Origin of the sequence: Acidithiobacillus marinus (assembly GCF_002847505.1) — a bacterium.
GTDB lineage: Bacteria > Pseudomonadota > Gammaproteobacteria > Acidithiobacillales > Acidithiobacillaceae > Acidithiobacillus > Acidithiobacillus marinus.
Map to the genome: position 1 here is coordinate 1 of NZ_MXAV01000004.1, position 20,472 is coordinate 20,472.

General features: G+C 56.7%; 20 protein-coding genes and 1 pseudogene. 13 read left to right on the forward strand and 8 right to left on the reverse strand.

The genetic code is table 11. The annotated features are described in order from the left end of the window. A pseudogene (locus B1757_RS00570) lies at positions 1-473 on the reverse strand (helix-turn-helix domain-containing protein); the annotation flags it as partial. A 90-nt stretch (positions 474-563) separates the two neighbouring features. Between B1757_RS00570 and B1757_RS00575 the strand changes: the two are divergent. Next, positions 564-764, forward strand: coding sequence for a type III secretion system chaperone family protein (locus tag B1757_RS00575; RefSeq protein WP_253253637.1), 201 nt, complete (start codon positions 564-566; stop codon positions 762-764). Here B1757_RS00575 and B1757_RS00580 read toward each other — a convergent pair. Both B1757_RS00580 and argS read right to left on the reverse strand, forming a co-directional pair. After that, complete coding sequence (locus B1757_RS00580) at positions 730-1,593, reverse strand: SPOR domain-containing protein (protein WP_101536476.1); 864 nt, start codon at positions 1,591-1,593, stop codon at positions 730-732. The two genes, B1757_RS00575 and B1757_RS00580, sit on opposite strands and share 35 nt — an antisense overlap. A 6-nt stretch (positions 1,594-1,599) precedes the next feature. After that, entirely contained in the window at positions 1,600-3,342 is a 1,743-nt protein-coding gene (argS, locus tag B1757_RS00585; RefSeq protein ID WP_101536477.1) for an arginine--tRNA ligase, read from the reverse strand. A gap of 138 nt (positions 3,343-3,480) precedes the next feature. On the opposite strand from argS, the gene B1757_RS00590 reads away from it, so the two are divergent. Next, the gene (locus B1757_RS00590) at positions 3,481-4,395 is read left to right on the forward strand and encodes a mechanosensitive ion channel family protein (protein WP_101536478.1); all 915 of its coding nucleotides are present in this window, start codon (positions 3,481-3,483) and stop codon (positions 4,393-4,395) included. On the opposite strand, the gene B1757_RS00595 is transcribed toward B1757_RS00590, so the two are convergent. Next, positions 4,311-5,888 (reverse strand): MFS transporter, encoded by a 1,578-nt coding sequence (locus B1757_RS00595; protein WP_101536479.1) that lies wholly within the window; start codon positions 5,886-5,888, stop codon positions 4,311-4,313. The two genes, B1757_RS00590 and B1757_RS00595, sit on opposite strands and share 85 nt — an antisense overlap. Positions 5,889-5,979: 91 nt before the next feature. On the opposite strand from B1757_RS00595, the gene B1757_RS00600 reads away from it, so the two are divergent. Next, the gene (locus tag B1757_RS00600) at positions 5,980-6,876 is read left to right on the forward strand and encodes a LysR family transcriptional regulator (RefSeq protein ID WP_101536480.1); all 897 of its coding nucleotides are present in this window, start codon (positions 5,980-5,982) and stop codon (positions 6,874-6,876) included. A 71-nt stretch (positions 6,877-6,947) separates the two neighbouring features. On the opposite strand, the gene prmB is transcribed toward B1757_RS00600, so the two are convergent. Genes prmB through B1757_RS00620 form a run of 4 tightly spaced genes read right to left on the reverse strand, consistent with a single transcriptional unit; the run spans position 6,948 to position 9,774 of the window. Further along, entirely contained in the window at positions 6,948-7,841 is an 894-nt protein-coding gene (gene prmB, locus B1757_RS00605) for a 50S ribosomal protein L3 N(5)-glutamine methyltransferase (RefSeq protein WP_101536481.1), read from the reverse strand. Beyond that, entirely contained in the window at positions 7,841-8,602 is a 762-nt protein-coding gene (locus B1757_RS00610; RefSeq protein WP_101536482.1) for an exodeoxyribonuclease III, read from the reverse strand. Before B1757_RS00610 ends, prmB begins: the two co-directional genes overlap by 1 nt. Before the next feature lie 11 nt (positions 8,603-8,613). Continuing rightward, positions 8,614-8,898, reverse strand: a complete 285-nt coding sequence (locus B1757_RS00615; RefSeq protein WP_101536483.1) for a DUF2322 family protein — start codon at positions 8,896-8,898, stop codon at positions 8,614-8,616. Between the two features lie 39 nt (positions 8,899-8,937). Further along, positions 8,938-9,774: a 23S rRNA (adenine(2030)-N(6))-methyltransferase RlmJ gene (locus B1757_RS00620; RefSeq protein WP_101536484.1), complete on the reverse strand. Its 837-nt coding sequence runs from the start codon at positions 9,772-9,774 to the stop codon at positions 8,938-8,940. Positions 9,775-9,853: 79 nt separating this feature from the next. Between B1757_RS00620 and B1757_RS00625 the strand changes: the two genes are divergently transcribed. The 10 genes from B1757_RS00625 (at position 9,854) to B1757_RS00670 (ending at position 20,470) form a co-directional block, all read left to right on the forward strand. Further along, positions 9,854-10,456, forward strand: a complete 603-nt coding sequence (locus B1757_RS00625) for a glutathione S-transferase N-terminal domain-containing protein (RefSeq protein WP_101536485.1) — start codon at positions 9,854-9,856, stop codon at positions 10,454-10,456. A gap of 5 nt (positions 10,457-10,461) precedes the next feature. Beyond that, positions 10,462-11,235 carry an exodeoxyribonuclease III gene (gene xth, locus B1757_RS00630; protein ID WP_101536735.1) on the forward strand — a complete coding sequence of 258 codons (774 nt, stop codon included), beginning with the start codon at positions 10,462-10,464 and terminating at the stop codon, positions 11,233-11,235. Further along, positions 11,232-12,245 carry a ferrochelatase gene (hemH, locus tag B1757_RS00635; protein WP_101536486.1) on the forward strand — a complete coding sequence of 338 codons (1,014 nt, stop codon included), beginning with the start codon at positions 11,232-11,234 and terminating at the stop codon, positions 12,243-12,245. The genes xth and hemH overlap by 4 nt, the downstream gene beginning before the upstream one ends. A 54-nt stretch (positions 12,246-12,299) precedes the next feature. Continuing rightward, positions 12,300-12,782, forward strand: a complete 483-nt coding sequence (locus tag B1757_RS00640; RefSeq protein WP_101536487.1) for an FKBP-type peptidyl-prolyl cis-trans isomerase — start codon at positions 12,300-12,302, stop codon at positions 12,780-12,782. A gap of 125 nt (positions 12,783-12,907) precedes the next feature. Next, the gene (locus tag B1757_RS00645) at positions 12,908-14,068 is read left to right on the forward strand and encodes an anhydro-N-acetylmuramic acid kinase (RefSeq protein WP_101536488.1); all 1,161 of its coding nucleotides are present in this window, start codon (positions 12,908-12,910) and stop codon (positions 14,066-14,068) included. Then, the gene (locus B1757_RS00650; RefSeq protein WP_101536489.1) at positions 14,058-14,954 is read left to right on the forward strand and encodes a shikimate dehydrogenase; all 897 of its coding nucleotides are present in this window, start codon (positions 14,058-14,060) and stop codon (positions 14,952-14,954) included. Before B1757_RS00645 ends, B1757_RS00650 begins: the two co-directional genes overlap by 11 nt. Next, complete coding sequence (gene pilB / locus B1757_RS00655) at positions 14,930-16,651, forward strand: type IV-A pilus assembly ATPase PilB (protein ID WP_101536490.1); 1,722 nt, start codon at positions 14,930-14,932, stop codon at positions 16,649-16,651. Before B1757_RS00650 ends, pilB begins: the two co-directional genes overlap by 25 nt. 35 nt (positions 16,652-16,686) lie before the next feature. Continuing rightward, a complete protein-coding gene (locus B1757_RS00660) occupies positions 16,687-18,300 on the forward strand; it encodes a sensor histidine kinase (protein ID WP_101536491.1) in 1,614 nt (537 codons plus the stop codon). Further along, positions 18,297-19,655 carry a sigma-54-dependent transcriptional regulator gene (locus tag B1757_RS00665; protein ID WP_101536492.1) on the forward strand — a complete coding sequence of 453 codons (1,359 nt, stop codon included), beginning with the start codon at positions 18,297-18,299 and terminating at the stop codon, positions 19,653-19,655. Before B1757_RS00660 ends, B1757_RS00665 begins: the two co-directional genes overlap by 4 nt. Continuing rightward, positions 19,652-20,470: a prepilin peptidase gene (locus tag B1757_RS00670; RefSeq protein ID WP_101536493.1), complete on the forward strand. Its 819-nt coding sequence runs from the start codon at positions 19,652-19,654 to the stop codon at positions 20,468-20,470. Before B1757_RS00665 ends, B1757_RS00670 begins: the two co-directional genes overlap by 4 nt. Positions 20,471-20,472 lie beyond the last annotated feature (2 nt).

The following is a 20,472-nucleotide window of genomic DNA, read 5'->3' on the forward strand; positions in this document are numbered from 1 at the left end:
CGCCGACGGCATGGACATGGGCCATATCCACTCTGGTACGGGGCTTCTGGCACATAGTGGTCAATCACCCGCCACAGGAGCGTGTCGGTCTCGCCGACTAGGCGGGCTACGGTCAATACCGGCATCTCCCGCACCAGGGTCATGATCAGCGCTTCGAAGAGCAGGGTGAAATGCGAGCCTTCCCGTGCCCAGGGAACAGATATCTGATGCACTCCATGCTCCTGGCACTTCACACGAGGTACGCGGGCATGGAGATAGGCTTCATGCTGGAAGAAATCCATGTGCCGCCAAGTATGGTCACGGGTATCATGTACCGGACACTCCTCACCACAGACGGAGCAAGCAAAGCGACTACCCTTGGGAAAGTTGATGTGCAGATCCAGGCGTTTCTCCTCCACCGTGAAAGTCACATGATCCACCAACCACGGCGGAACCAATCCTAACGCGAGAGAAAACAGCTCTTCAGGGACCATCAGCTAACTCCAATTCAGGGCACGACCGCTCCACAGCATTCTACCCCCTACCCACTCAATCTGACGAAGAGCCGTAATTTCGAGTTGGATATGGAAGACGGCGAAATCAATTTCAAGACCATTTTACAGGCCCCTGCCAGCGTATTATCTACCGATTTGTTGCGTCCCTATTTACTGGTAGGGGTAGAAACCATCAATCATTATCTGCCGGGGCTGGACAAGGTGCTGGCTGGTCAGGAAACGCCCGCAGCAGCCATCAAGGCGCTGGAGACCGGGACAGCGGTGCACTAGAGTTTGCGCCGATGATACCCTTGCCGATCAGCAGGGGGGTGATGCCCATGCCACGAATTTTGGCCAGAGTCGGCTGGGCCTCGGCCAGGGAGTCAAAAGTCCGGGTTTGCAGCCGATAGAGCGTATTGCTGCCGTTATTGTCGACCTTGGACATACTGGTGCTGACCCCCAGCAGGGCCAGACGATCGCGAAGGACCACCGCCGCAGCCCGGTTGGTGAACGCTCCCACCTGGATGGTGACCGGCTGATGCACGGGCATGGCAAGGGCGCTGTCAGTGGCTGCGGCGGGAATGCCGGGACCACTCCCGAGAATATCTGCGGGAATATCCACATGCATTTTCGGCAATATCTGATAAAAGTTGAAATCTACCCCACTGCGAGTGGAGGCCGCCGGCGCGGTTGCCGGGCTGCTGCTCGTCGTGCTTGCCAGCGCTGAACTGACGGTGTTGGCTGCGGCTGATACGCTGCCGGGGAGGACAGCGGCGGCCAGGGCCATGGAGCTGGCGCTGCTGGTTACTTGCGATGTGGCACTACTGTTGGCAGATGCTGTTGCTGCAGTACTGCCGTTGGTACCCGGCAGCAGACCCAGTTTGCCGGTGTTGATGGGTAATTGCGCAATCCACCACCAGACCCCGGCACTGAGCAGGAGGATCAGAAAAAGCAGCACCCAGGGCCAGCGCCGAACGCTGCGCGGTGCAGCAGAGGGTTGCGTGTCTTCCTCTTCTGCATATATTTCTTCAGGTTCCACTGGTTGCGGTCGGCGCGGAGGTGGCGCTGGGCGCTGTTCTCCTGATGGTGGGCGGCTGGTCTGGTTTTTGTAGTCGCGCATGACAGCCTACATTTGCTCCGGCGCCGCGACACCCAGCAGACGCAAGCCATTGGCAATGGTCTGGGCAACCCCCTTGCAGAGGATCAGGCGGGCATGGCGTAAAGGGGTTTCCTCCACAAGAATTCTCGTCGAGTTGTAGTAGGTGTGAAAAGAAGCTGCCAGATCCCGTAAATAAAAGGCGATCTGATGCGGTTCCCGATCCCGGGCGGCACTTTGTACCACTTCCGGAAAGCGCCAGAGGACATCTGTGAGCGCCAGTTCGCGGGGATCCTGGAGGCATTCCAGGTCAGCTTCATGGTCTGCGGGCAGGCTCAAGCCCTTTTCGGCAGCCTGGCGGAGCATGGAATAGACCCGGGCATGGGCGTACTGGATATAAAACACCGGATTCTCTTCCGAGTGCTTCTTGGCCAGATCGAGATCAAAGTCGAGATGCTGGTCGGCACGTCGCAGGACATAGAAAAAGCGGGCGGCATCATTGCCGACTTCCTCGCGCAGCTCGCGCAAGGTAACGAATTCGCCGGCGCGGGTGGACATGGAGACTTTTTCCGTGCCGCGATACAAAATAGCAAACTGTACCAGCACCACTTCCAGTTGGTCGTCATTCAGGCCCAAAGCCTGCAGCGCCGCCCTGACCCGGGGTACATAGCCGTGATGGTCTGCGCCCCACATATCGATGACCCGGGTAAAGCCCCGGGCGAATTTTTCGGCATGGTAGGCGATGTCAGACGCAAAGTAGGTATAAGCCCCGTTTTCGCGGCGAATGACCCGGTCCTTGTCGTCGCCAAAAGCTGTGGATTTGAACCAGAGCGCGCCCTCCTGCAGATAGCAGTGACCCGCCGACTCCAGTGCGGCTACAGCCCGGTCAACGGCACCAGAATCCACCAGTTGCCGTTCGGAATACCAGTTTTGATAATGCACCCCAAACTGTTCCAGATCGGCGCGGATGTCGCTGAGAATGCTGTCCAGCCCGGCACTGTGCAGGATCTGGTAGTCATCCTTACCCAGGCGTTCTTTCAGGTGTGCAATCAGAGCGTCTATGGCCGCATCCGGGTCTTCCATGGCGGGCAGGTCGGGCATTTCGCTGCGGGCATGTTGCAGCGCTTCGCCCACCTGCGTGCGGAGTTCAGCCGCAATTTCGCGCACATAATCCCCTCGGTAGCTGTTGTCGGGGAAAGCCCAGGGTAACAGGCCTGCCGCTTCCAGATAACGCATGAAGACACTGGCGGCGAGAATGTCCATTTGCCGGCCGGCGTCATTCACATAATATTCACAAAAAACGTCATAACCATTGAAGCGCAGAATATTGGCCAGACTTGCACCATAGGCGGCACCCCGACCATGACCTACATGCAGTGGACCGGTAGGATTGGCGGAAACAAACTCCAGTTGCAGTTTTTGCTGCCCGCCTTGCTGGTTGGCTCCGAACTGATTTTTCTCGGCCTGGATTTTGGCGATGACCCCATGGAAGGCGGCAGGAGCCAGGAAGAAATTGATGAAGCCGGGCCCGGCAATTTCCGTGCGCACAATCCAGTCACTGGCAGGAAGGGCTGCTATGATGGCTGCGGCCAGATCCCGGGGTTTGCGCCCGGCCTTTTTGGCCAGCAGCAGGGCGATATTGCTGGCCAGATCCCCGTGTTCCTGCTGTTTGGGGCGATCCAGTTCGAGATTTTCCGGAATCTCCGGAATGATCCCCTCACGCCGAAGGTTTTCGAGAGCCGCTTGCAGGGGCTGGAGAACAAATGCTTTCACGGGGCTACCTTATTCAGTCAATTTTTGCTTTAGTGTAACTGATGTGGACGCTTTACGGCAGGGGTTGTTGTATGTTTGTCACGTTGGCAGTGGATGACCTCGCCAAAGACTGGCGCATGATGGAGGGAGTGGATAACGATGCATGATTATTGGGGAGCGTTCTGGCGCTGGTTCACCACGCCCTGGCATTTACCGGGCAATATCCTGATTCAGCCCCTGGGAATTGTCGAATTTGTACTGATTCTGGTGTTTCTCTGGTGGGGGGCTATCTGGTTGCGGCGGCTGACCCGCAGAACCCTGACCCGCAGTCTGGGTGCCGCTACGGCTTATGCCATCTCGCGGCTGACCTATTATGTGGTTATTGCGCTGGGAATTCTCATCGCCCTGCAGACAGTCGGGGTCAATCTCAGCAGCTTGAGCATTCTCGGTGGTGTGGTCGGTGTGGGCCTCGGTTTTGGCTTGCAGAATATATTCAGCAACTTTGCTTCCGGACTGATCCTGCTCTTTGAACACAGTATCAAAGTGGGAGATTACATTCAGATCAAGGAAAACGGTCTGCATGGTGAAGTCAAAAGACTCAGTGTTCGCTATACCCAGGTGATGACCAATGATCACGTCGATATTCTGGTACCCAACTCCCAGTTTGTGAACGGAGAGGTGATTAATTGGAGTCTCGATGATGCGGTCATGCGCGTGCACATTCCCTTCCGGGTTCCCTATGGTACCGATCGGGAAAAACTCCGGGAGCTGGTGGTCAGTACTGCACGGGCACAGCCTTTATGCGTCAGTAATGATCGCTATCAGCCCTCTCTCTGGATTAACGCTTTTGGGGAGGCAGGTTATGAATGCGAAATGATTGTCTGGGTGGACAAGGAGGGATTGATGCGGCCAGGGAATACCCGGGCGACCTTTAATTGGGCATTGGCGGAAGCCCTCGAAAAAGCCGGTATTGAAATTCCGCGTCCCCGTCAGGAGGTGGTCTTGGCCCCTTCGGCGGCTTCGGCTTTTGCAGAAGCCGCGAACCCGCTTTCTTCCTCTTCTTCTGCAACATAGTTGCCAGGCCCTGTGGCTGTTTGCAGGCGGCGTGGAGGAGTGATGAAAATATAGGCGATCAAGGCTGCCCCTAGACAAATCCACATGGACAGGCGCAGCAGATTGTCCATGCTCAGGGTATCCGCCTTGACCAATATCAAATGGTGTAGGGTTGCGGGTGAAAAATCAAAATTGTCATGGAACCGACTGATCTGTCCGCGCAAATGATCCGTCGCCATGGCGCTGTAGCGGCTCCAATAGACACTCAGCAGACTGACACCGATATTGGCACTGAACACGCGAATGAAATTGCTGGTCGTTGCGGCAGAGGAGATTTCCGCGCTGTTTAATCCAGAAAGAATGATGAGGGTCAAGGGCACAAAGAGCATGCCGACGCCAATGCCAATCAGCAGAATGGGGATAAACAGATCGGACAGACTGCTCATGGGGCTGAGATAGGCGTGTCCATAGGCAAAGGCAAAAATCAGGAAACAGAGGCTGGCCAGGCGGCGTAAACCCAACAAACTCCGAAGCCGGTCCATCAGAGTGGACATGGGAATGGCGCCGAGGCCAATAGGGAAAAGCACCAGGCTGGCCCAGAACCCATTGAAGCCCAGGTCTTCTTCGGCCCAGAGGGGCAAAATGGAAGCCCAGCCCATGAACATGGCCCAACCCAGGCAGAGCAGTACTAGCCCCAGCCAGTAATTACGCCGCTTGAGAAAATGGATTTCCAGCAGGGGGTGAGCGGTTTCGCTTTCCCGCCAGGCAAAGAGAGTGAAAAATATCAGGGCGAGCAGGGTCATTTTCAGAATGAATGCGGAATGCCACCAGCCATATTCTTCCCCCTGGTCGAGGACAATCTGCAGGCTCATCAGCCCTCCGTACAGGAGTCCGAATCCCCAGCCGTCAAAAGGCGGCAGTTTTTTTTGTCCCGCATCTCGGGCATCTCGGGGAATCCCGCTGCTGCCGAGGAAGAAAGCCAGCATCCAGAACGGCAGAGAGAGCAGGAAAATGCTGCGATATCCTAATTCCGTGGCCAGTAATCCGCCCAGGGCCGGTCCGAAGAAAAAGGGCATGAGCATGGCATTACTCCAGAATACGGTCACCAGGCCACGATGGCGCTCCTGGCTGTGGCGTAAAAACAAACTTTGACTGAGGGGCACCAGCAGCCCGGCGGCAATGCCTTCCAGAGCCCGGGAAAGGAGCATGATCCAGAGATTGCTAGTGGTCGCGCTGATGAGGGTGCCCAGGGTGGCGACCATGACCGCCGCCTGAAAGACGCGGCGCATACCGAAGCGCTGGGTAGTCCAGGGCATGAGAGTAATCCCCAGTGACCAATGGACAATGAAGTAGGTCAGGGTCCACAGAGCGTGATTGTTGCTGGTAGATAGTCCTCCTGCAATATAAGGAAAAATACCCTGCACCGAGGCACCATCAAAAGAACCCATGGCTAGAGCCAGGGCCACACCGGCGAATAGTGGCCAGGTTCTGGACAATGGCTGGATGCTCTGCATCAGATGCCTCCCTGTAAATTTGCCCTACTCTAGCGCCGCTACTAATATACAACCAATAGATTGATTTGCTCTTATTCATCGGAAAATCCAATTGAAAATTCATGCCGAAGCCTTGTTGACCTTTTTGGCGGTTGCCGAAGCAGGAGGGGTGGGACGCGGAGCCAGCCATCTGCAACGCAGCCAGCCCGCTGTTTCCGAACGCCTGCGAGCCTTGCAGCTGACTTTAGGAGAACCTCTTTATCAGCGAAATGGGCGCAATATCCAACTGACTGCCGCCGGAGAGTCGCTGTTGCCTTATGCCCGGAGGCTGCGTGAAAATCTAGCAGAGGTGGAAAGCTGGTCGGCGCGCCGCCAGAATCTGCAGGAAGGCAGTTTGCGCATAGCGGCCACCAATACCGTCGCCAATTATTTTCTGATGGAGCATCTGGCCCGTTTCCGCAGTAGCTACCCGAGCATCCAGCTGCAATTGAAAACTGGTCCGCTGCCCGACAACCTAGCTTTGGGTAGTTGGGATTTGCTGTTTACCGAAGAACAGATTGCCGCAGATCATTTGCCCCGGCACATGGAACAGGAAGCCTGGCGGGAAGATGAATTGGTGGCGATTTTGCCCCGGGAGCATCCCTGGGTACAGGAGGGGCGTCAATCGGCAGGTTGGGAGGAGATTCTGCAACAACCTGTTGTCTGGCGGGAGGCGCATTCCGGGATTCGGCGTCGGGTGGAAGCAGCTATTGCCCACGCCGGACTTTGTACACGCTGCAGCGTCGAAGTGACGGGTGTCGAGGCGCTGCGCGATGCTGTGGCAGCAGGTCTGGGTATTGGTTTTGCTTCGGTGGAAGCGTTGGATAAGGTGCGCTGGTCTTTGGCTTCCCTGCGCCTGGAACCGCCCCGGGGGCTGTTCTGGACTCTGTTTTTAATCCGTCCCCAGGTGGATTTTCAGTCGCGGGCAGTCAGGGTGTTTTTGCAGTTGCTGCAGGGCAATGATTTTTAGAGGGGCCAGGCACAGAGGAGGCGATCGGCGCAAAAAGTATCCTCAAGCCTCTCCGCTTTGCTGTTCAGATTTTACGTCGTCATCAGAAACACGCCCGAACCCCCCGCCGGGTGCTCCAGCCAGATCAGAGGCAGTTCGGGGCGCTGCTCACTAAGGGCTATTTCCGCGTCTCCGGTTTCCACGATCAATACCCCACCGGCTTCGAGATGCTGCGGCGCCTGCTCCAGCAGGGGGAGCAGGCATTCCAGACCGTCTGTTCCGGCCGCCAGTGCGAGGCGCGGCTCATGGGTATATTCTGGCGGCAATTCGGCCATGGCGGCGGCATCTACATAGGGTGGATTGCTGATGATCAGATCATAGCGCTGTCCGCCCAAAGCGGAAAACAGGTCAGACTGATAAAGTTGCACCTGATCTTCCAGGCCATGCTGTAACACATTGGCGCGGGCGACATTCAGGGCATCTGGTGAAATATCCACGGCATCCACATCAGCATGGGGAAAGCGCAGAGCCAGGGTAATGGCCATGCATCCTGAACCGGTACCGATTTCCAGAATGCGACGCACCCGGGTTTCGTCCACCCAAGGGGCAAAGCCCTCTTCGATGAAGGGCTCAATCAGGCTGCGCGGAATCAGCACCCGTTCATCCACCATAAAGCGCAAACCGGCAAACCAGGCTTCGCCGGTGATATAGGCTGCCGGGCGGCGAAGTATTTCGCGCTGATAAAAATGGTTCAGAACCAGATGTTTTTCTTCAGGCAAAAGCCGGGCGTTGCTGAAGTCGCCCAGATCTTCCGGTTCCAGGTGTAATGCCCGGGCCAGAATCAGGTCGGCTTCCGCCCGGGGATTTTGCTGGCCCTGGCTGAAATCCAGACGGGCGGCGGCAAAACGACTGGCTCCCCAACGGCGGAAATCACCTACGCTGGACAGAGTATGCTCGGCCAGGTGTATATATTGTTCGAGGCGCATTATTGGATCTCCAGCCAGACGGGACAATGATCGGAGCCGGTAACTTCCGTGGCAATACCGGCGTCTTGCAGGCGCGGCAAGAGACTCTGGTGTACCCAGAAATAATCCAGACGCCAGCCAATGTCCCGACTGCGTGCGTCGGTGCGCTGGCTCCACCAGGAATAGCGCGCCGCATCGGGATGAAAATGGCGAAAACTGTCTACCCAGCCGTGCTGTTCCCATAAATCCAGACAGGCTCTTTCTTCGGGCAGAAAGCCAGAGATGCGCTGGTTTTCCTTAGGCCGGGCAAGATCTATGGGGCGGTGGGCCGTGTTGACGTCACCGCAAAATACCACTGGACGACCTGCCGCTACCTGCTGATTGATCCTCTCCAGAAAGGCCGCATAAAAATCCAGCTTGAACGCCAGTCTTTCACTATCTTTTTTGCCGTTGGGGAAATAAACATTGTAAAGATCAAAATCACCGCAATCAGTGACGACGACCCTCCCCTCGGCATCAAAGCGGTCGATCCCCAGCCCCGGGTGAGCCAGACAATCAGCGCCCTTGCAGAAGGTGGCAACACCACTGTATCCGGGGCGTTCGGCCACTGCCCAGCAACTGCTGTAACCATCGAGCCGGCTTTCTTCTGGACCCATGGTGGCAGGATTGGCCTTGCTTTCCTGAATGCAGAGCAGATCGGGTTTGACCTTGTCCACCCAGTCGCGCAGTCCCTTGCGGCAGGCTGCCCGCCAGCCATTCACGTTCCAGCTGTAAAGACGCATTTGCCTGACCTTTAGCGCATCACCCGCACAGCCAGAAAATCGCTGTCGGCAATGACTTTCTCAAGAATGTTACGGGCATTTTCGCCCGCCGTTCCGGCGGTGGCCAGCAGTGACAGGCCTTCTCGTGCTGCCGTCGGGCTGATGACCCCATGCCGCAGGGCGAGGTGATAAAGTACCGCGACACTCATTTCAGTGTCGGGCGTTTTGACCAGCTCCTCCTGCAATTGCGCGGAGGGGCCACCGTAGAGCAGCAGTTTTTGGATGTGCTCGATATTGGGAAGTGCTGTTTTATCCATCCTGTTGTCCTTATGGCGCCGGGTGTCAGCGCATGCAGTTTATGGTTTTTCGGGGCCGGGCCAGCCGTTGCAGCGCAGTGACCAGAAGCCACCCGACTGCGGGTCGGCCAGTAATGGCCCCAGTTCGGTGAGACCAGCGCTGAGTGCTTCCTTGACTCCCCAAGGGGGATTGATGAGCAGGAGACCACTGCCGAAAAGCGTTTCCCGCCCCTCTTCAGGTTTTTGCAGCAGTTCATATACCAGCATCGGAATCCGGCCGCGCAGGGCCTGCCAGAAACGCGAGATCGTACCGCGAATTTTTATGGGATACCAGACAAGATAGATGCCCTGGGGCCAGCGCCCATAGGCGCGCAGCAGGGTGTCCGCAAGGATTTCCCATTCATCGCGCCGTTCAAAGGGCGGGTCGATCAGGACCAGGCCGCGCTTTTCCGGCGGGGGCATGTGGGCGAACAGCGCCCGGTAACCATCTTCGTTGAGGATGCTGGTGCGCGGTCTTTTTCCCAGATGCTGGCGTAACTGTGCGGCGGTTTCCGGCACGCTTTCGCATAAAATCATCCGGTCGTCGGGGCGCAGTAATGCTGCCGCCAGCCGGGCGGAGCCGGGATAGTGCTGCAGTTGTTTGTCTGGTTGGATTTGATGAATGATTTTCAGCCACTCTCCACATTGCGGCAGACTGCGGCGGTCGGACCACAGGCGAGAAATACCGCCGAGATGCTCTCCAGAAGTACCCAGCATATAACTGCCCGCCCCGGCGTGGGTGTCCATATACGCGAGGGGTGTATCCTTGCGGGTTAGCGCCGTGAGCGTCAAATAAAGGGCCAGATGTTTGACGCAATCGGCGGCGTTGCCGGCGTGAAATTGATGTTGATAGTTCATGGTTCCTGGGCTTGGCTTGAGGCGATGCTTTCGTCATGATAGCAGAGTCCACACTGGCCTACCCATAAGGAGAAAAAAGATGCGCCTCTTTGCTACCGAAACCAGTCCTTACGCTCGCAAAGTACGAATGGCTTTGCTGGAAAAAAATATCCCCTGTGAGGTGGAGTGGGTCAATTTAAGGGCCCAGGAGCACGCCGCCTTATCCCATAATCCGCTGGGTAAGATTCCTGTACTGTTGCGCAATGATGGTTCTGCGGTTTACGACTCGGCGGTGATTATTCAGTATCTGGAGATGCTGCGCCCGGATCCCGCCATTATTCCCCAGGATGCCGAGGCACGCATTGAAGCGCTCCGGATCGAGGCTTTGGCCAGCGGCATTATGGATACCACCATTGCCTGGGTGCTGGAGCAGCGTCATGCTACGGATTGTCAGGATCTGAACATGTTGCAACGCGCTAAGAGTAAAGTCTGCACGGCGCTGGCGATGCTCCAGGAAGAAAGCAAAGTCTGGAAGGATTTGGCGAATGCGCCCATATTGAATCTGGCACAAATAGCGACGATCTGCGCGGTGGGATATGTGGATCTGCGCGCACCAGACTTTCTGGTCCAGTTCCCCGATCTGATGGCCTGGATGCACAGCATGCGTTTACGGCCCAGCATCAGCGCAACGCTGCCTCAGTAATGGTCATGAAAGTTGCCAGCTGGAACGTTAACTCACTCAAGGTGCGTCTTCCTCAGGTGCTGGAGTGGTTGCAGGAGCAATCGCCGGATGTGCTTTGTCTTCAGGAAACCAAGCTGGTGGATGAAAAATTCCCCGTCGCAGAACTGGCGGCGGCGGGCTACCATGCTCTTTATCATGGGCAACCTACTTATAATGGTGTGGCCATCCTGAGCCGGATGGATCCGGAAAATCCCCGGTGTGACTGGCCCGATGGTGGGGATGGTCAAGCCCGTCTTTGTGCAGCGACATTTGCGGGCATCCGTGTCGTCAATGTGTATGTACCCAATGGACAGTCACTGGAAAGTGATAAGTATTCCTATAAACTGCAGTGGCTGGAGCGTCTGCAGGGGCTGATAGCCAGCGAACTGGCGCAGTGGCCGCAATTGCTGCTGGTCGGTGATTTCAATATTGCGCCTGATGACCGGGATGTATTTGACCCGGTGGCTTGGGGTGAAGATGTGCTCTGTTCTCCGCCGGAGCGGGCTGCCTTGACAGCCTTGCTAGATCTTGGATTACAGGATAGCTGGCGGCAACGCCACGGGAATCTTCAGGAGTGGAGCTGGTGGGATTATCGGGCTGCGGGTTTTCGTCGTAATCGCGGCCTGCGTATTGATCTGATCCTGGCCTCTGTTGCCTTGTTGCCTAAAATTCAGGATGTGGTCATCGACCGCAATGCCCGGGGAGCTGAACGACCTTCGGACCATGCCCCCGTCTTTATAGAGTTACAGGAGGAGAGATGATTGGTGTATTACTCGTAAATCTGGGTACGCCGGAAGCTCCCACGGCTCCGGCGGTACGACGTTATCTGCGCGAGTTTCTCAGTGATACCCGGGTGGTGGAGTTACCCCGGATTATCTGGTGGCCGATACTGAACGGGCCGATTCTGACTTTTCGTCCGGCCCGTTCCGCCCGCAATTATGCCAGCATCTGGATGCCGGAGGGGTCTCCTCTGTTGGTATACAGTCAACGTCTTGCCGAAGGTCTGCAAAAATATGCGGATACCCATTTTCCGGGAGTTGTGCGGGTCACGCTGGCCATGCGTTACGGAAAACCCTCTTTGCGCCAAGGGCTTGCAGAGCTGCGCCAAGCAGGCTGCGAAAAGGTCCTGTTAGTCCCGCTCTACCCTCAGTACGCCGCCGCCACCACGGCATCCATATTTGATAAAGTAGCTGAAGAGTTTCGTTCCATGCGCGAAATTCCGGAACTGCGCATGTTGCGTGACTGGCATGATCATCCTGCCTATATTCGGGCTCTTGCCGAGAGTGTCAAACACTGGTGGCAGGAAAACGGTCGTGCTAAAAAACTGCTCATCTCTTTTCATGGTTTACCGCAGCGCTCCATCCAGTTAGGCGATCCCTACCGTCAGCAGTGTAAAAAAACCACAGCACTACTGGTGCAGGAACTGGGTTTGCAGCAGGGGGAATGGGTGCAAACTTTTCAAAGTCGCTTTGGTGCCGCAAAGTGGCTCGAACCCTATACAGACAAGACGCTGATACAGCTGGCGAAAGAAGGGGTAGAGGAAATTGATGCGCTCTGTCCCGGATTTACGGCAGATTGTGTGGAAACGCTTCAGGAAATTGCCCTGGAAGGCAAAGAAACTTTTCTGGGCGCGGGCGGCAAGGCCTTGCGTTATATTCCGGCGCTGAATGATAATCCTATATGGATCAATGCATTTTCAGAAATTTTGGCACCTTCATGGCAAACCTGGGAGCTTCCCGAAAATTTTGCCGTTTCTACCCAGTCGGGCTAGAATCCCCATGAAATCAGTCTTCCTTCTTCATCTCTCAGCCATAGGACGCGCCACATGATTATCAGCAAAGACAAGGTAGTCACCATCGACTATTCCCTCACCGACGAAGAGGGCGAGCTGATTGACAGCTCGGTAGGTGAAGAACCCCTCATTTATCTGCATGGCCACCACGGCATCATTCCCGGTCTGGAGCAGGCACTGGCCGGGCACCGCACGGGTGATAAGGTCGAAGTGTCCATTCCCCCGGAAGAAGGCTACGGAGATTGGGACGAAGACCTGGTGGAAGTGGTAGCCAGGGAAGACTTTGATGACCCGGAAGAGCTGGAAATCGGGACGCAGTTTGAAACCGAGACAGACGAAGGTATGCGTCTGGCCACGGTCATTGATATTGAAGGGGAAGATGTCACCGTGGATCTGAATCATCCGCTGGCGGGCATGACCCTCAACTTTGATGTTACGGTTCTGGATGTGCGTGACGCGACAGCGGAAGAACTGGCTCATGGTCATGTGCATGGCGAGCACGGTCACGAGCATTGACCGGAGGCGGTCCGGCGCATAAGCCATCTGCGGCTGACTTGCGGCCTGCTGGTGCGGTATTGCGCACCGATCAGGATGTCTGGCCGCAAGTCCATCCCCGCCCACGAATGATTTGAGCTGACTCCATGCGCGCTTTGGGCTTGATGTCCGGGACCAGTGCCGATGGGGTGGATGCCGCTCTGCTGGATTTTGCGGCCCCTGGTGAACAGGCTTATGTCGGGATGTATAGCCAGGCTTTTGCTGCGCCCTTGCGGGACATGGTGCTCGCGGCCAATGGTCCTTTGCCCGTGGAACAAATGGCTATACTGGATCGTCATCTGGGTGCCTGTTACGCCGATGTGGCCCAGGCCGCCATTGCGCAAATGGGTCCCGTGGATTTCATTGCCCTGCACGGTCAGACCATCCGCCATCAGCCCCGCGCCGCGCCGGGTTTTACCCTGCAGATTGGTTCGGCCGCCGATGTGGCCGTAGCTACCGGGTTGACGGTGGTCCATGATTTTCGGCGCGCAGATGTAGCGGCAGGCGGGGAAGGCGCGCCTTTGGTGCCACCCTTTCATCACTATCTCTTTCAGAATGATCAGGCGCGGGTAATCCTGAATCTCGGAGGGATGGCCAATCTGACCTGGATTCCGGGTGCTGGCGATCCCCGTCCGCTGCAGGCTTTTGACAGTGGTCCCGGCAATGTCTTGATCGATGCAGCAGTACGCTTGCTCAGTCGTGGTACAGCCCAATGTGATCTGCACGGCCGCTTGGGTGCTGCCGGAAAAGTTCAGGAAAAGCCACTGATGCAGTGGCTGAAGCACGCCTATTTCCAGCAGGTTCCACCCAAAAGTACAGGACGGGAAAGTTTTGACGATTCGTTAGTCCGTAGCTGGTGGGCGGACTGGGCCTATGGGGAAGCGGATTTTGTGGCGACGATCACGGCGCTGACCGCAGGCAGTGTCGCAGAGGCTCTGCGGAACTGGATGCCTGCAGCTTCTGAACTCCTGGTTTTTGGCGGTGGTGCCGAAAATCCGACGTTGATAAATGCGCTGCGGGCAGCCTTACCGGAATTGCCGGTGCGGCTCGGTGCACAAGTCAGCGGAATCCCGGCCCAGGCTCTGGAAGCCCTGGCCTTTGCCTGGTTGGGGGGGCAATGTTTGTTGGGCAGATCCTTGCCTTATGCTCAGGTGACCGGTGTTCGCCAGTCCGTAGTGCTGGGTAATATCCTGCCCGGTAAAAACTGGCCGAAGCTGCTCGCTGTGCTGGCCACTTATCCGGAAAAGGCTTTTATCAATGGACATTGATTCCGAAACTTTGTCACCCGCAGAAATGTGGCATCCTGGCGGTGCGAGTGTCGTCTACGGCATCATCGGTGATCCGGTAAAACACAGCTTGTCGCCCTGGATGCATCGCCTGTTTGCCGCGCAACAGGGTCTCGACACCGTGTATGTTCCCTTCCCGGCAAGGGCGGAGGATTTGCCCAAGGTCCTGGAAGGCCTGGCGGCCTCGGGGGTGCAGGGCCTCAATATCACCGTTCCCCACAAGGAAGCGGTACTGTCCCTGGTCGATGATCTCAGCCCGGAAGCGCAACAAATCGGCGCCGTCAACACGATTCATTTTACAGCGGGGCGCAGTTATGGGTCGAACACCGATGCCCTGGGTTTTCAGCGGGCTTTGGAGCGTCGTGCCGGCCACGACTGGCGCGCTGCAGCAGTACTGGTCATTGGCGCAGGGGGCGCAGCCAGAGCCATTGTTTATGCTTTGGGAAGTGCCGGCTGTCCGGCCATTTATGTGGCCAACCGGCATCCTGACCGGGCGGAAAAGCTGGCCAAGGAATTCCCACAGTTTCCCCTGCATCCTCTGCCCCTGGAGCGCAAAAGCCTGACCCGGATTTTGCCCCGGGTCGGCTTGCTGGTGAATACCAGCGCCCTGGGCCTGCATGGGGAAAGTCATCCGGAACTGGATCTGGAAGGCTTGCCAGCCCATGGTAAAGTTTATGATATCGTCTATAACCCATTGGAAACCCCGTTGTTACGGACTGCCCGCCAGTGTGGGCGGGACGCGATGGACGGCTTGGGGATGCTGGTGGAACAGGGCGCGGAGAGCTTCCGTATCTGGACCGGTGTTTTACCGCAAACCCCCCTTGTGGAGGATACATTACGGCGATGGCTGCAAACCCGGAACAAATAGTTTTGACCCCCGTACTGCGGGCCCTGGTCAGTAACGGGCTGGGGAATGAAGCGCAACTGGTCAATCTTGCCAATGACCCTGGGCGCGGCAAGAAACCCTTGCTGTTTTATGCGGTGGAAAAAGGGGCAGTTCCGGCTGCGGCGCTGATGGCGCACCTCTCCCAGCGCTACAACATGCCCATGCTCGATCTGGATGCGGTTATGATCGATGATTTGCTGCTGCGCCGGGTCGATAAAAACCTGATGAGCCGCTATCTGGTCCTGCCTTTATCCAAACGCGGCGACACCCTTTATCTGGCCATGGCCGATCCCACCGATTTCAAGGCGGTGGAGGACATCAAATTCAATACCGGTTTGCAGGTGGTGCCCATTCTTGTCGAAGCCGACAAGCTGATGCGTGCGGTCCATCTTGCCAATAATGCCGGTACCGGTATTGAAGATATTTTCCTGGACAAGGCCAAGGATGAGTCCGGTGCGGAACAGGATGCCCAGGAAGAATTTGACCTCGGCAAGGACAGTGATGGAACGGTTGATGATGCTCCGGTGGTGCGTTTTGTCCAGCAACTGCTGCTGGATGCCATTCAGCGGGGGGTTTCAGATATTCATCTGGAGCCCTATGAAAAGGATCTCCGGGTACGTTATCGTCTGGATGGGGTTTTGCAGGATGCCTTGCATCCCCCACTGGCCCTGCGTGATGGGATTACCTCGCGACTGAAAATTCTGTGTCGTCTGGATATTTCCGAGCGTCGTTTACCCCAGGATGGGCGTTTGCGGGTGCGGGTACCTCCTGCCCGGGTCATTGACTTTCGTGTGTCTTTTCTGCCGACCAGTTTCGGGGAAACCATTGTCCTGCGTTTGCTGGATCCGGCCAGCTCCAAGGTGCCCATAGAGCATCTCGGCTTTTTACCGGAACAGCGCAAAGCTTTTGAAGAAGCCATTCACCGTCCCTACGGCATGATTCTGGTGACAGGACCGACCGGCTCAGGTAAAACCACCACCCTGTACACGGCCTTGAATATTCTCAATACCGGTGACTGCAATATCAGTACGGCGGAAGATCCGGTGGAAATTCCGGTGTATGGAATCAATCAGGTGAATATCAATGAGCGTATTGGCTTGAATTTTGCTGCTGCACTGCGTTCCTTTTTGCGCCAGGATCCGGACATCATCATGGTCGGTGAGGTCCGCGATCTGGAAACTGCGGAAACGGCCATCAAGGCAGCGCAGACTGGCCATCTGGTGCTGGCTACCCTGCACACCAATGACGCGCCCCAAAGTCTGACCCGGCTGGAAAACATGGGCATCCCTACCTACAACATTGCCGGCGGGGTGCATCTGGTCATGGCCCAACGTCTGGCCCGCAAGCTCTGCACCCATTGCAAAAAACCGGTCCGCATTCCTGATCAGGCGCTGGTCGAGGCGGGCTTTGCTGCCGAAGAGTTGCAAGGCTGGCGGCCCATGGGCCCGGCAGGCTGCGATGAGTGCAATAAAACCGGTTACAAGGGGCGTATTGGGCTCTATCAGGTCATGCCGGTCAGTGATGCCATGCGCGAAATCATCATGCGCGGCGGCACCGCCCTGGACTTGGCCCGCCAGTCCGCCACGGAGGGCGTGCTCACCATGCGTCAGAACGGCTTGCGCCGGGTCAAGGAAGGGGTGACGAGCCTGGAAGAGGTGCTGCGGGTCACTAACCTCTAATGGTTTGCTGATGTGGCACTCCGATAAAGACCTCCATGACGGCTGAGTTGCTCCAGCAGGATGGTGCCTGGCGCCGTTTGTGGGGTGTGTCTGCTTATCGTCTGCTGATAGCGGCAGCCATTGCTGTACTGGTGCAACTCCCCTTCAGTGCCAGTCTGCTGGATCTGGGCCCCCGCCTGCGCCCCCTGAGTCTGGTTTCCCTGGTGGCTGCCGGGATGAGCCTGTTCTATCTGCTGCTGCTATTGATGAAGCTCCCGGATCAATCGCGCTGGCATGTCTGGCTGCAGGTCCTGCTCGATACGGTTCTGGTTTTGCTGTTGTTGCATTATGGCGGTGGCATCAGCGGCCCGTTCAGCATTCTTCCTTTTCTGTTGCTGGTTTCAGTGGCCAGTTTACTGCGGGGCAAGGGCGCTTTTTTATTCGTCTGGATTCTGTTGCTGCTGCTGGTTGTGGAATCCCTGCAAGGGGGTATGGCGAGCGTACACCCCCTGTTCGGCCAGCTGTTTATTTATATTCTGGCCCTGGTGGCGGTGGCGGTACTGGCCGACAGTCTGGTCCGCAGTCTGGATCGCGGCAATCGTCTGGCTCAGCAGCGCGATCAGGAGCTTTTCAATCTGAATGTGTTGAACCAGGAAATCGTTCAGTACATGGATGTGGGCGTACTGGTACTGGACAGGCATAATCGGGTCATCCTCAGTAATCCCCTCGCCCGGAAGCTGACGGGCTATCGCTTTTGGGGTAATGTGCCGGTGGCCATCGACCTGGTGCAGGCGCGCATAGCCGCCATGTTGATCAAGCAGCAAGGGGATGACGATGAAGTTCTGCTTCCCCTTGGCCCTGATGATCCAGCTGCCAAGGATCGCACGCCCTCTTTGCTGGTGCGAAAAATCACGCTCCCGGACAGCCCCTATCGACTATTACTGCTGCGCGATGCCTTGGCCTTGCGAGTCCGGGAGCATGAGGCCCAATTGGCGGCGCTAGGCCGCCTTGCTGCCAATATTGCCCACGAAATCCGCAATCCCCTGAGTGTCATCCGTCATGCCGCCAATTTGCTGGATGAAAATCTGGAAAACAAGGGATCCCGGCATTTGTTTGCTATCCTGGAAAGAGAAACCGTTCGCATTAACGATATTGTCGAATCGGTACTGGAAATGGCCCGGCCGGGGCCTGCTCATCTGGAACCCATTGCCTTGTCGAGCTGGTTGCCGAAACTGGTAGTTCAATTGCAGACGGATCCCCAGTTGGCAGAGACCCATGTGCTGGTCGAGGATATTCCGGGCAGTCTGCTGGTTTACGCTGATCCTGCCCAGTTGCGTCAGGTGATCTGGAATTTATTGCATAATGCGGCGCAATATGGCATTGATGCAGAGGGATTATGTCGTATGGAAATCAGCGCGGAGCGCTTCAATAAAGACCAGGTTATGCTGACCCTGCGAGATTTTGGTCCGGGTATCCGGCCGGAAGTCATGGAGCGTATTTTTGAGCCTTTTTTTACAACCAATTCCAGGGGTACGGGATTGGGTTTGCCCATGGTGCGCGAGTTGATCAGCATGAATGGTGGACATGTGCAGTGTGAAAATCATGCCGAAGGTGGTGTGTTGTTTAAAATATTTTTGCCCTGTTGGAACCTCCATGAGGAAGAGACATGACGACAAGCCGGTCTGTTCCTTCCGCTTTGGTGGTGGATGACGAGCCCAATATTGTCGAATTATTACGCATCACCCTGGAAGGAATGGGTTTGGAGGTGTCTGGTGCCCATTCCCTGGCTGAGGCGCAGGCGCGTCTTGCCACAGGACTTCCTTCTCTCGTCCTGAGTGATCTGCGTTTGCCTGATGGTTCGGGTATTGATCTGGTGCGTCATCTTCATGAGCAGCATCCCCAGCTTCCGGTGGCCGTGATTACTGCCTATTCATCGGCCGACGGCGCCGTGGAAGCCATGCAGGCCGGGGCTTTTGATTATATGTCCAAGCCCATTGAGCTGGCCCGCCTGCGGCATCTGGTCGCCGCGGCCATCAAGCTCAACAATCCGCAAAACCTGGAGCATGATGCTACGGACAGACTGGTCGGGCATTCTCCTTTGATGCAGCAAATTCGGGAAGATATTCGCAAGCTCGCGCGCAGTAATGCTCCCGTTCATATCACCGGTGAGTCGGGGACCGGCAAGGAGCTGGTGGCCCGGGCCATTCATGATTCCAGCTTGCGCCATGACCAGCCCTTTGTGGCCGTCAATTGCGGGGCCATCCCCGAGGGCCTGATTGAAAGTGAGTTGTTCGGTGCAGAAAAAGGGGCTTATTCCGGAGCTACCCAGGCCCGTCAGGGACTCTTCCAGGCGGCTAATGGCGGCACCCTTTTTCTGGATGAAATCGGCGATTTACCCATGTTGATGCAGGTCAAATTGCTGCGTGCCATTCAGGAGAGGGTCATCCGACCCCTGGGTGGATCACGGGAAATATCTCTGGATCTGCGCTTTATTTCGGCGACCCACCGTGATCTTGGAGCGATGGTGGATGCCGGAACCTTTCGTCAGGACCTTCTCTACCGCTTGAACGTCGTCCAGTTACACCTTCCTCCCTTGCGTGAGCGGCGGGAAGATATTCCCCAGCTGGTGGATGTCATTTTGCAGCGGATGAGCGGGCCAGGGAGGGGGAGTCCGGCAACCCCGACTGAAGAGGTAATGCACAAACTGCTGGAATATGATTTTCCGGGCAATGTGCGTGAACTGGAAAATTTACTGGAGCGCAGCCTGGTTTTCCCGGACAAGAATATTCTCGAATCCGAAAAAACGCCTGCACCTTGTCTGAACGAGGAGCAGTCTCCGGCTCTCCGTGTCACGCGAGGCGAATCGGGGGTGGCCAGGGCTCTGGATGATGCTGAAGCTGCCTTGCTGCGCAGCATGCTTGAAGTGGCTGCCGGTGATGCGGCTGTGGCTGCACAGCAGCTGGGCATCAGCCCGCAATCTTTTGCGCTGAGGGTGGCGCGGAGCTCGGCAGGGAGTCTTGAATGACCGTCATTTTCCCGATAACGGGCTATATTTTTGTCGGGTTGTTCGGGCTGCTCATCGGCAGCTTTCTCAATGTGGTGGTGCATCGGGTTCCCCGCCGCGAATCGATCATTCGTCCGGCCTCCCATTGCCCCCATTGTGGCCATGTGCTGCGCGCCTGGGAGAATATTCCCGTCCTCAGCTGGTTGTTGCTGCGCGGCCGCTGTCATGATTGTGGCAGTCCCATTGCCTGGCGCTATCCGGCACTGGAGCTGCTGACGGGCCTCTTCAGTGTGGTCGTGGCCTGGCAGTGGGCCATACACCATGCAATGAGTTTACGTTGGTCCCTGCTCCCCGCGTTACTGTTCACTTGGATATTGCTGGCGTTGACAATGATCGATCTGGAAACCCAACTCCTTCCGGATCGCATCACCAAACCGGGAATGCTCATTGGATTATTGATCAACGCATCCGCCTTGCTGTGGTCAGGACTGGCCCTAACCACAGCCTGGAATGCACTACTCGGTATTGTTCTCGGTTATGGCAGTCTCTGGCTGCTGGCCACCGCTTATCTGAAAATGACCGGAAAACACGGCATGGGTGGGGGGGATCTCAAACTGCTCGGCCTGGTCGGTGCCTGGCTCGGCTGGCAGGCTGTGTTCCTGACCCTGTTTATTGCCGCAGTCAGTGGGGGCCTGGTGGCCGTGGCCTTGTTGTTGGGCGGCAAGGGGCGGGATTATGCCATTCCCTTTGGCCCCTATCTGGCCCTGGGAGGTTGGTTGATGCTGCTCTGGCCCCATGAAATCGTGCAGGGTTACCTGCATTTGCTGGGGGGGTGATC

Excerpts from the sequence above, each read along its gene's own strand:
- B1757_RS00640 (WP_101536487.1), top strand. The coding sequence starts at position 12,300 with ATGATTATCAGCAAAGACAAGGTAGTCACCATCGACTATTCCCTCACC.
- B1757_RS00590 (WP_101536478.1), top strand. The coding sequence starts at position 3,481 with ATGCATGATTATTGGGGAGCGTTCTGGCGCTGGTTCACCACGCCCTGG.
- B1757_RS00625 (WP_101536485.1), top strand. The coding sequence starts at position 9,854 with ATGCGCCTCTTTGCTACCGAAACCAGTCCTTACGCTCGCAAAGTACGA.
- B1757_RS00645 (WP_101536488.1), top strand. The coding sequence starts at position 12,908 with ATGCGCGCTTTGGGCTTGATGTCCGGGACCAGTGCCGATGGGGTGGAT.
- xth (WP_101536735.1), top strand. The coding sequence starts at position 10,462 with ATGAAAGTTGCCAGCTGGAACGTTAACTCACTCAAGGTGCGTCTTCCT.
- B1757_RS00615 (WP_101536483.1), bottom strand. The coding sequence starts at position 8,898 with ATGGATAAAACAGCACTTCCCAATATCGAGCACATCCAAAAACTGCTG.
- pilB (WP_101536490.1), top strand. The coding sequence starts at position 14,930 with ATGGCTGCAAACCCGGAACAAATAGTTTTGACCCCCGTACTGCGGGCC.
- B1757_RS00620 (WP_101536484.1), bottom strand. The coding sequence starts at position 9,774 with ATGAACTATCAACATCAATTTCACGCCGGCAACGCCGCCGATTGCGTC.
- B1757_RS00575 (WP_253253637.1), top strand. The coding sequence starts at position 564 with ATGGAAGACGGCGAAATCAATTTCAAGACCATTTTACAGGCCCCTGCC.
- B1757_RS00610 (WP_101536482.1), bottom strand. The coding sequence starts at position 8,602 with ATGCGTCTTTACAGCTGGAACGTGAATGGCTGGCGGGCAGCCTGCCGC.
- B1757_RS00595 (WP_101536479.1), bottom strand. The coding sequence starts at position 5,888 with ATGCAGAGCATCCAGCCATTGTCCAGAACCTGGCCACTATTCGCCGGT.
- B1757_RS00650 (WP_101536489.1), top strand. The coding sequence starts at position 14,058 with ATGGACATTGATTCCGAAACTTTGTCACCCGCAGAAATGTGGCATCCT.
- B1757_RS00580 (WP_101536476.1), bottom strand. The coding sequence starts at position 1,593 with ATGCGCGACTACAAAAACCAGACCAGCCGCCCACCATCAGGAGAACAG.
- hemH (WP_101536486.1), top strand. The coding sequence starts at position 11,232 with ATGATTGGTGTATTACTCGTAAATCTGGGTACGCCGGAAGCTCCCACG.
- B1757_RS00670 (WP_101536493.1), top strand. The coding sequence starts at position 19,652 with ATGACCGTCATTTTCCCGATAACGGGCTATATTTTTGTCGGGTTGTTC.
- B1757_RS00665 (WP_101536492.1), top strand. The coding sequence starts at position 18,297 with ATGACGACAAGCCGGTCTGTTCCTTCCGCTTTGGTGGTGGATGACGAG.
- B1757_RS00660 (WP_101536491.1), top strand. The coding sequence starts at position 16,687 with ATGACGGCTGAGTTGCTCCAGCAGGATGGTGCCTGGCGCCGTTTGTGG.
- prmB (WP_101536481.1), bottom strand. The coding sequence starts at position 7,841 with ATGCGCCTCGAACAATATATACACCTGGCCGAGCATACTCTGTCCAGC.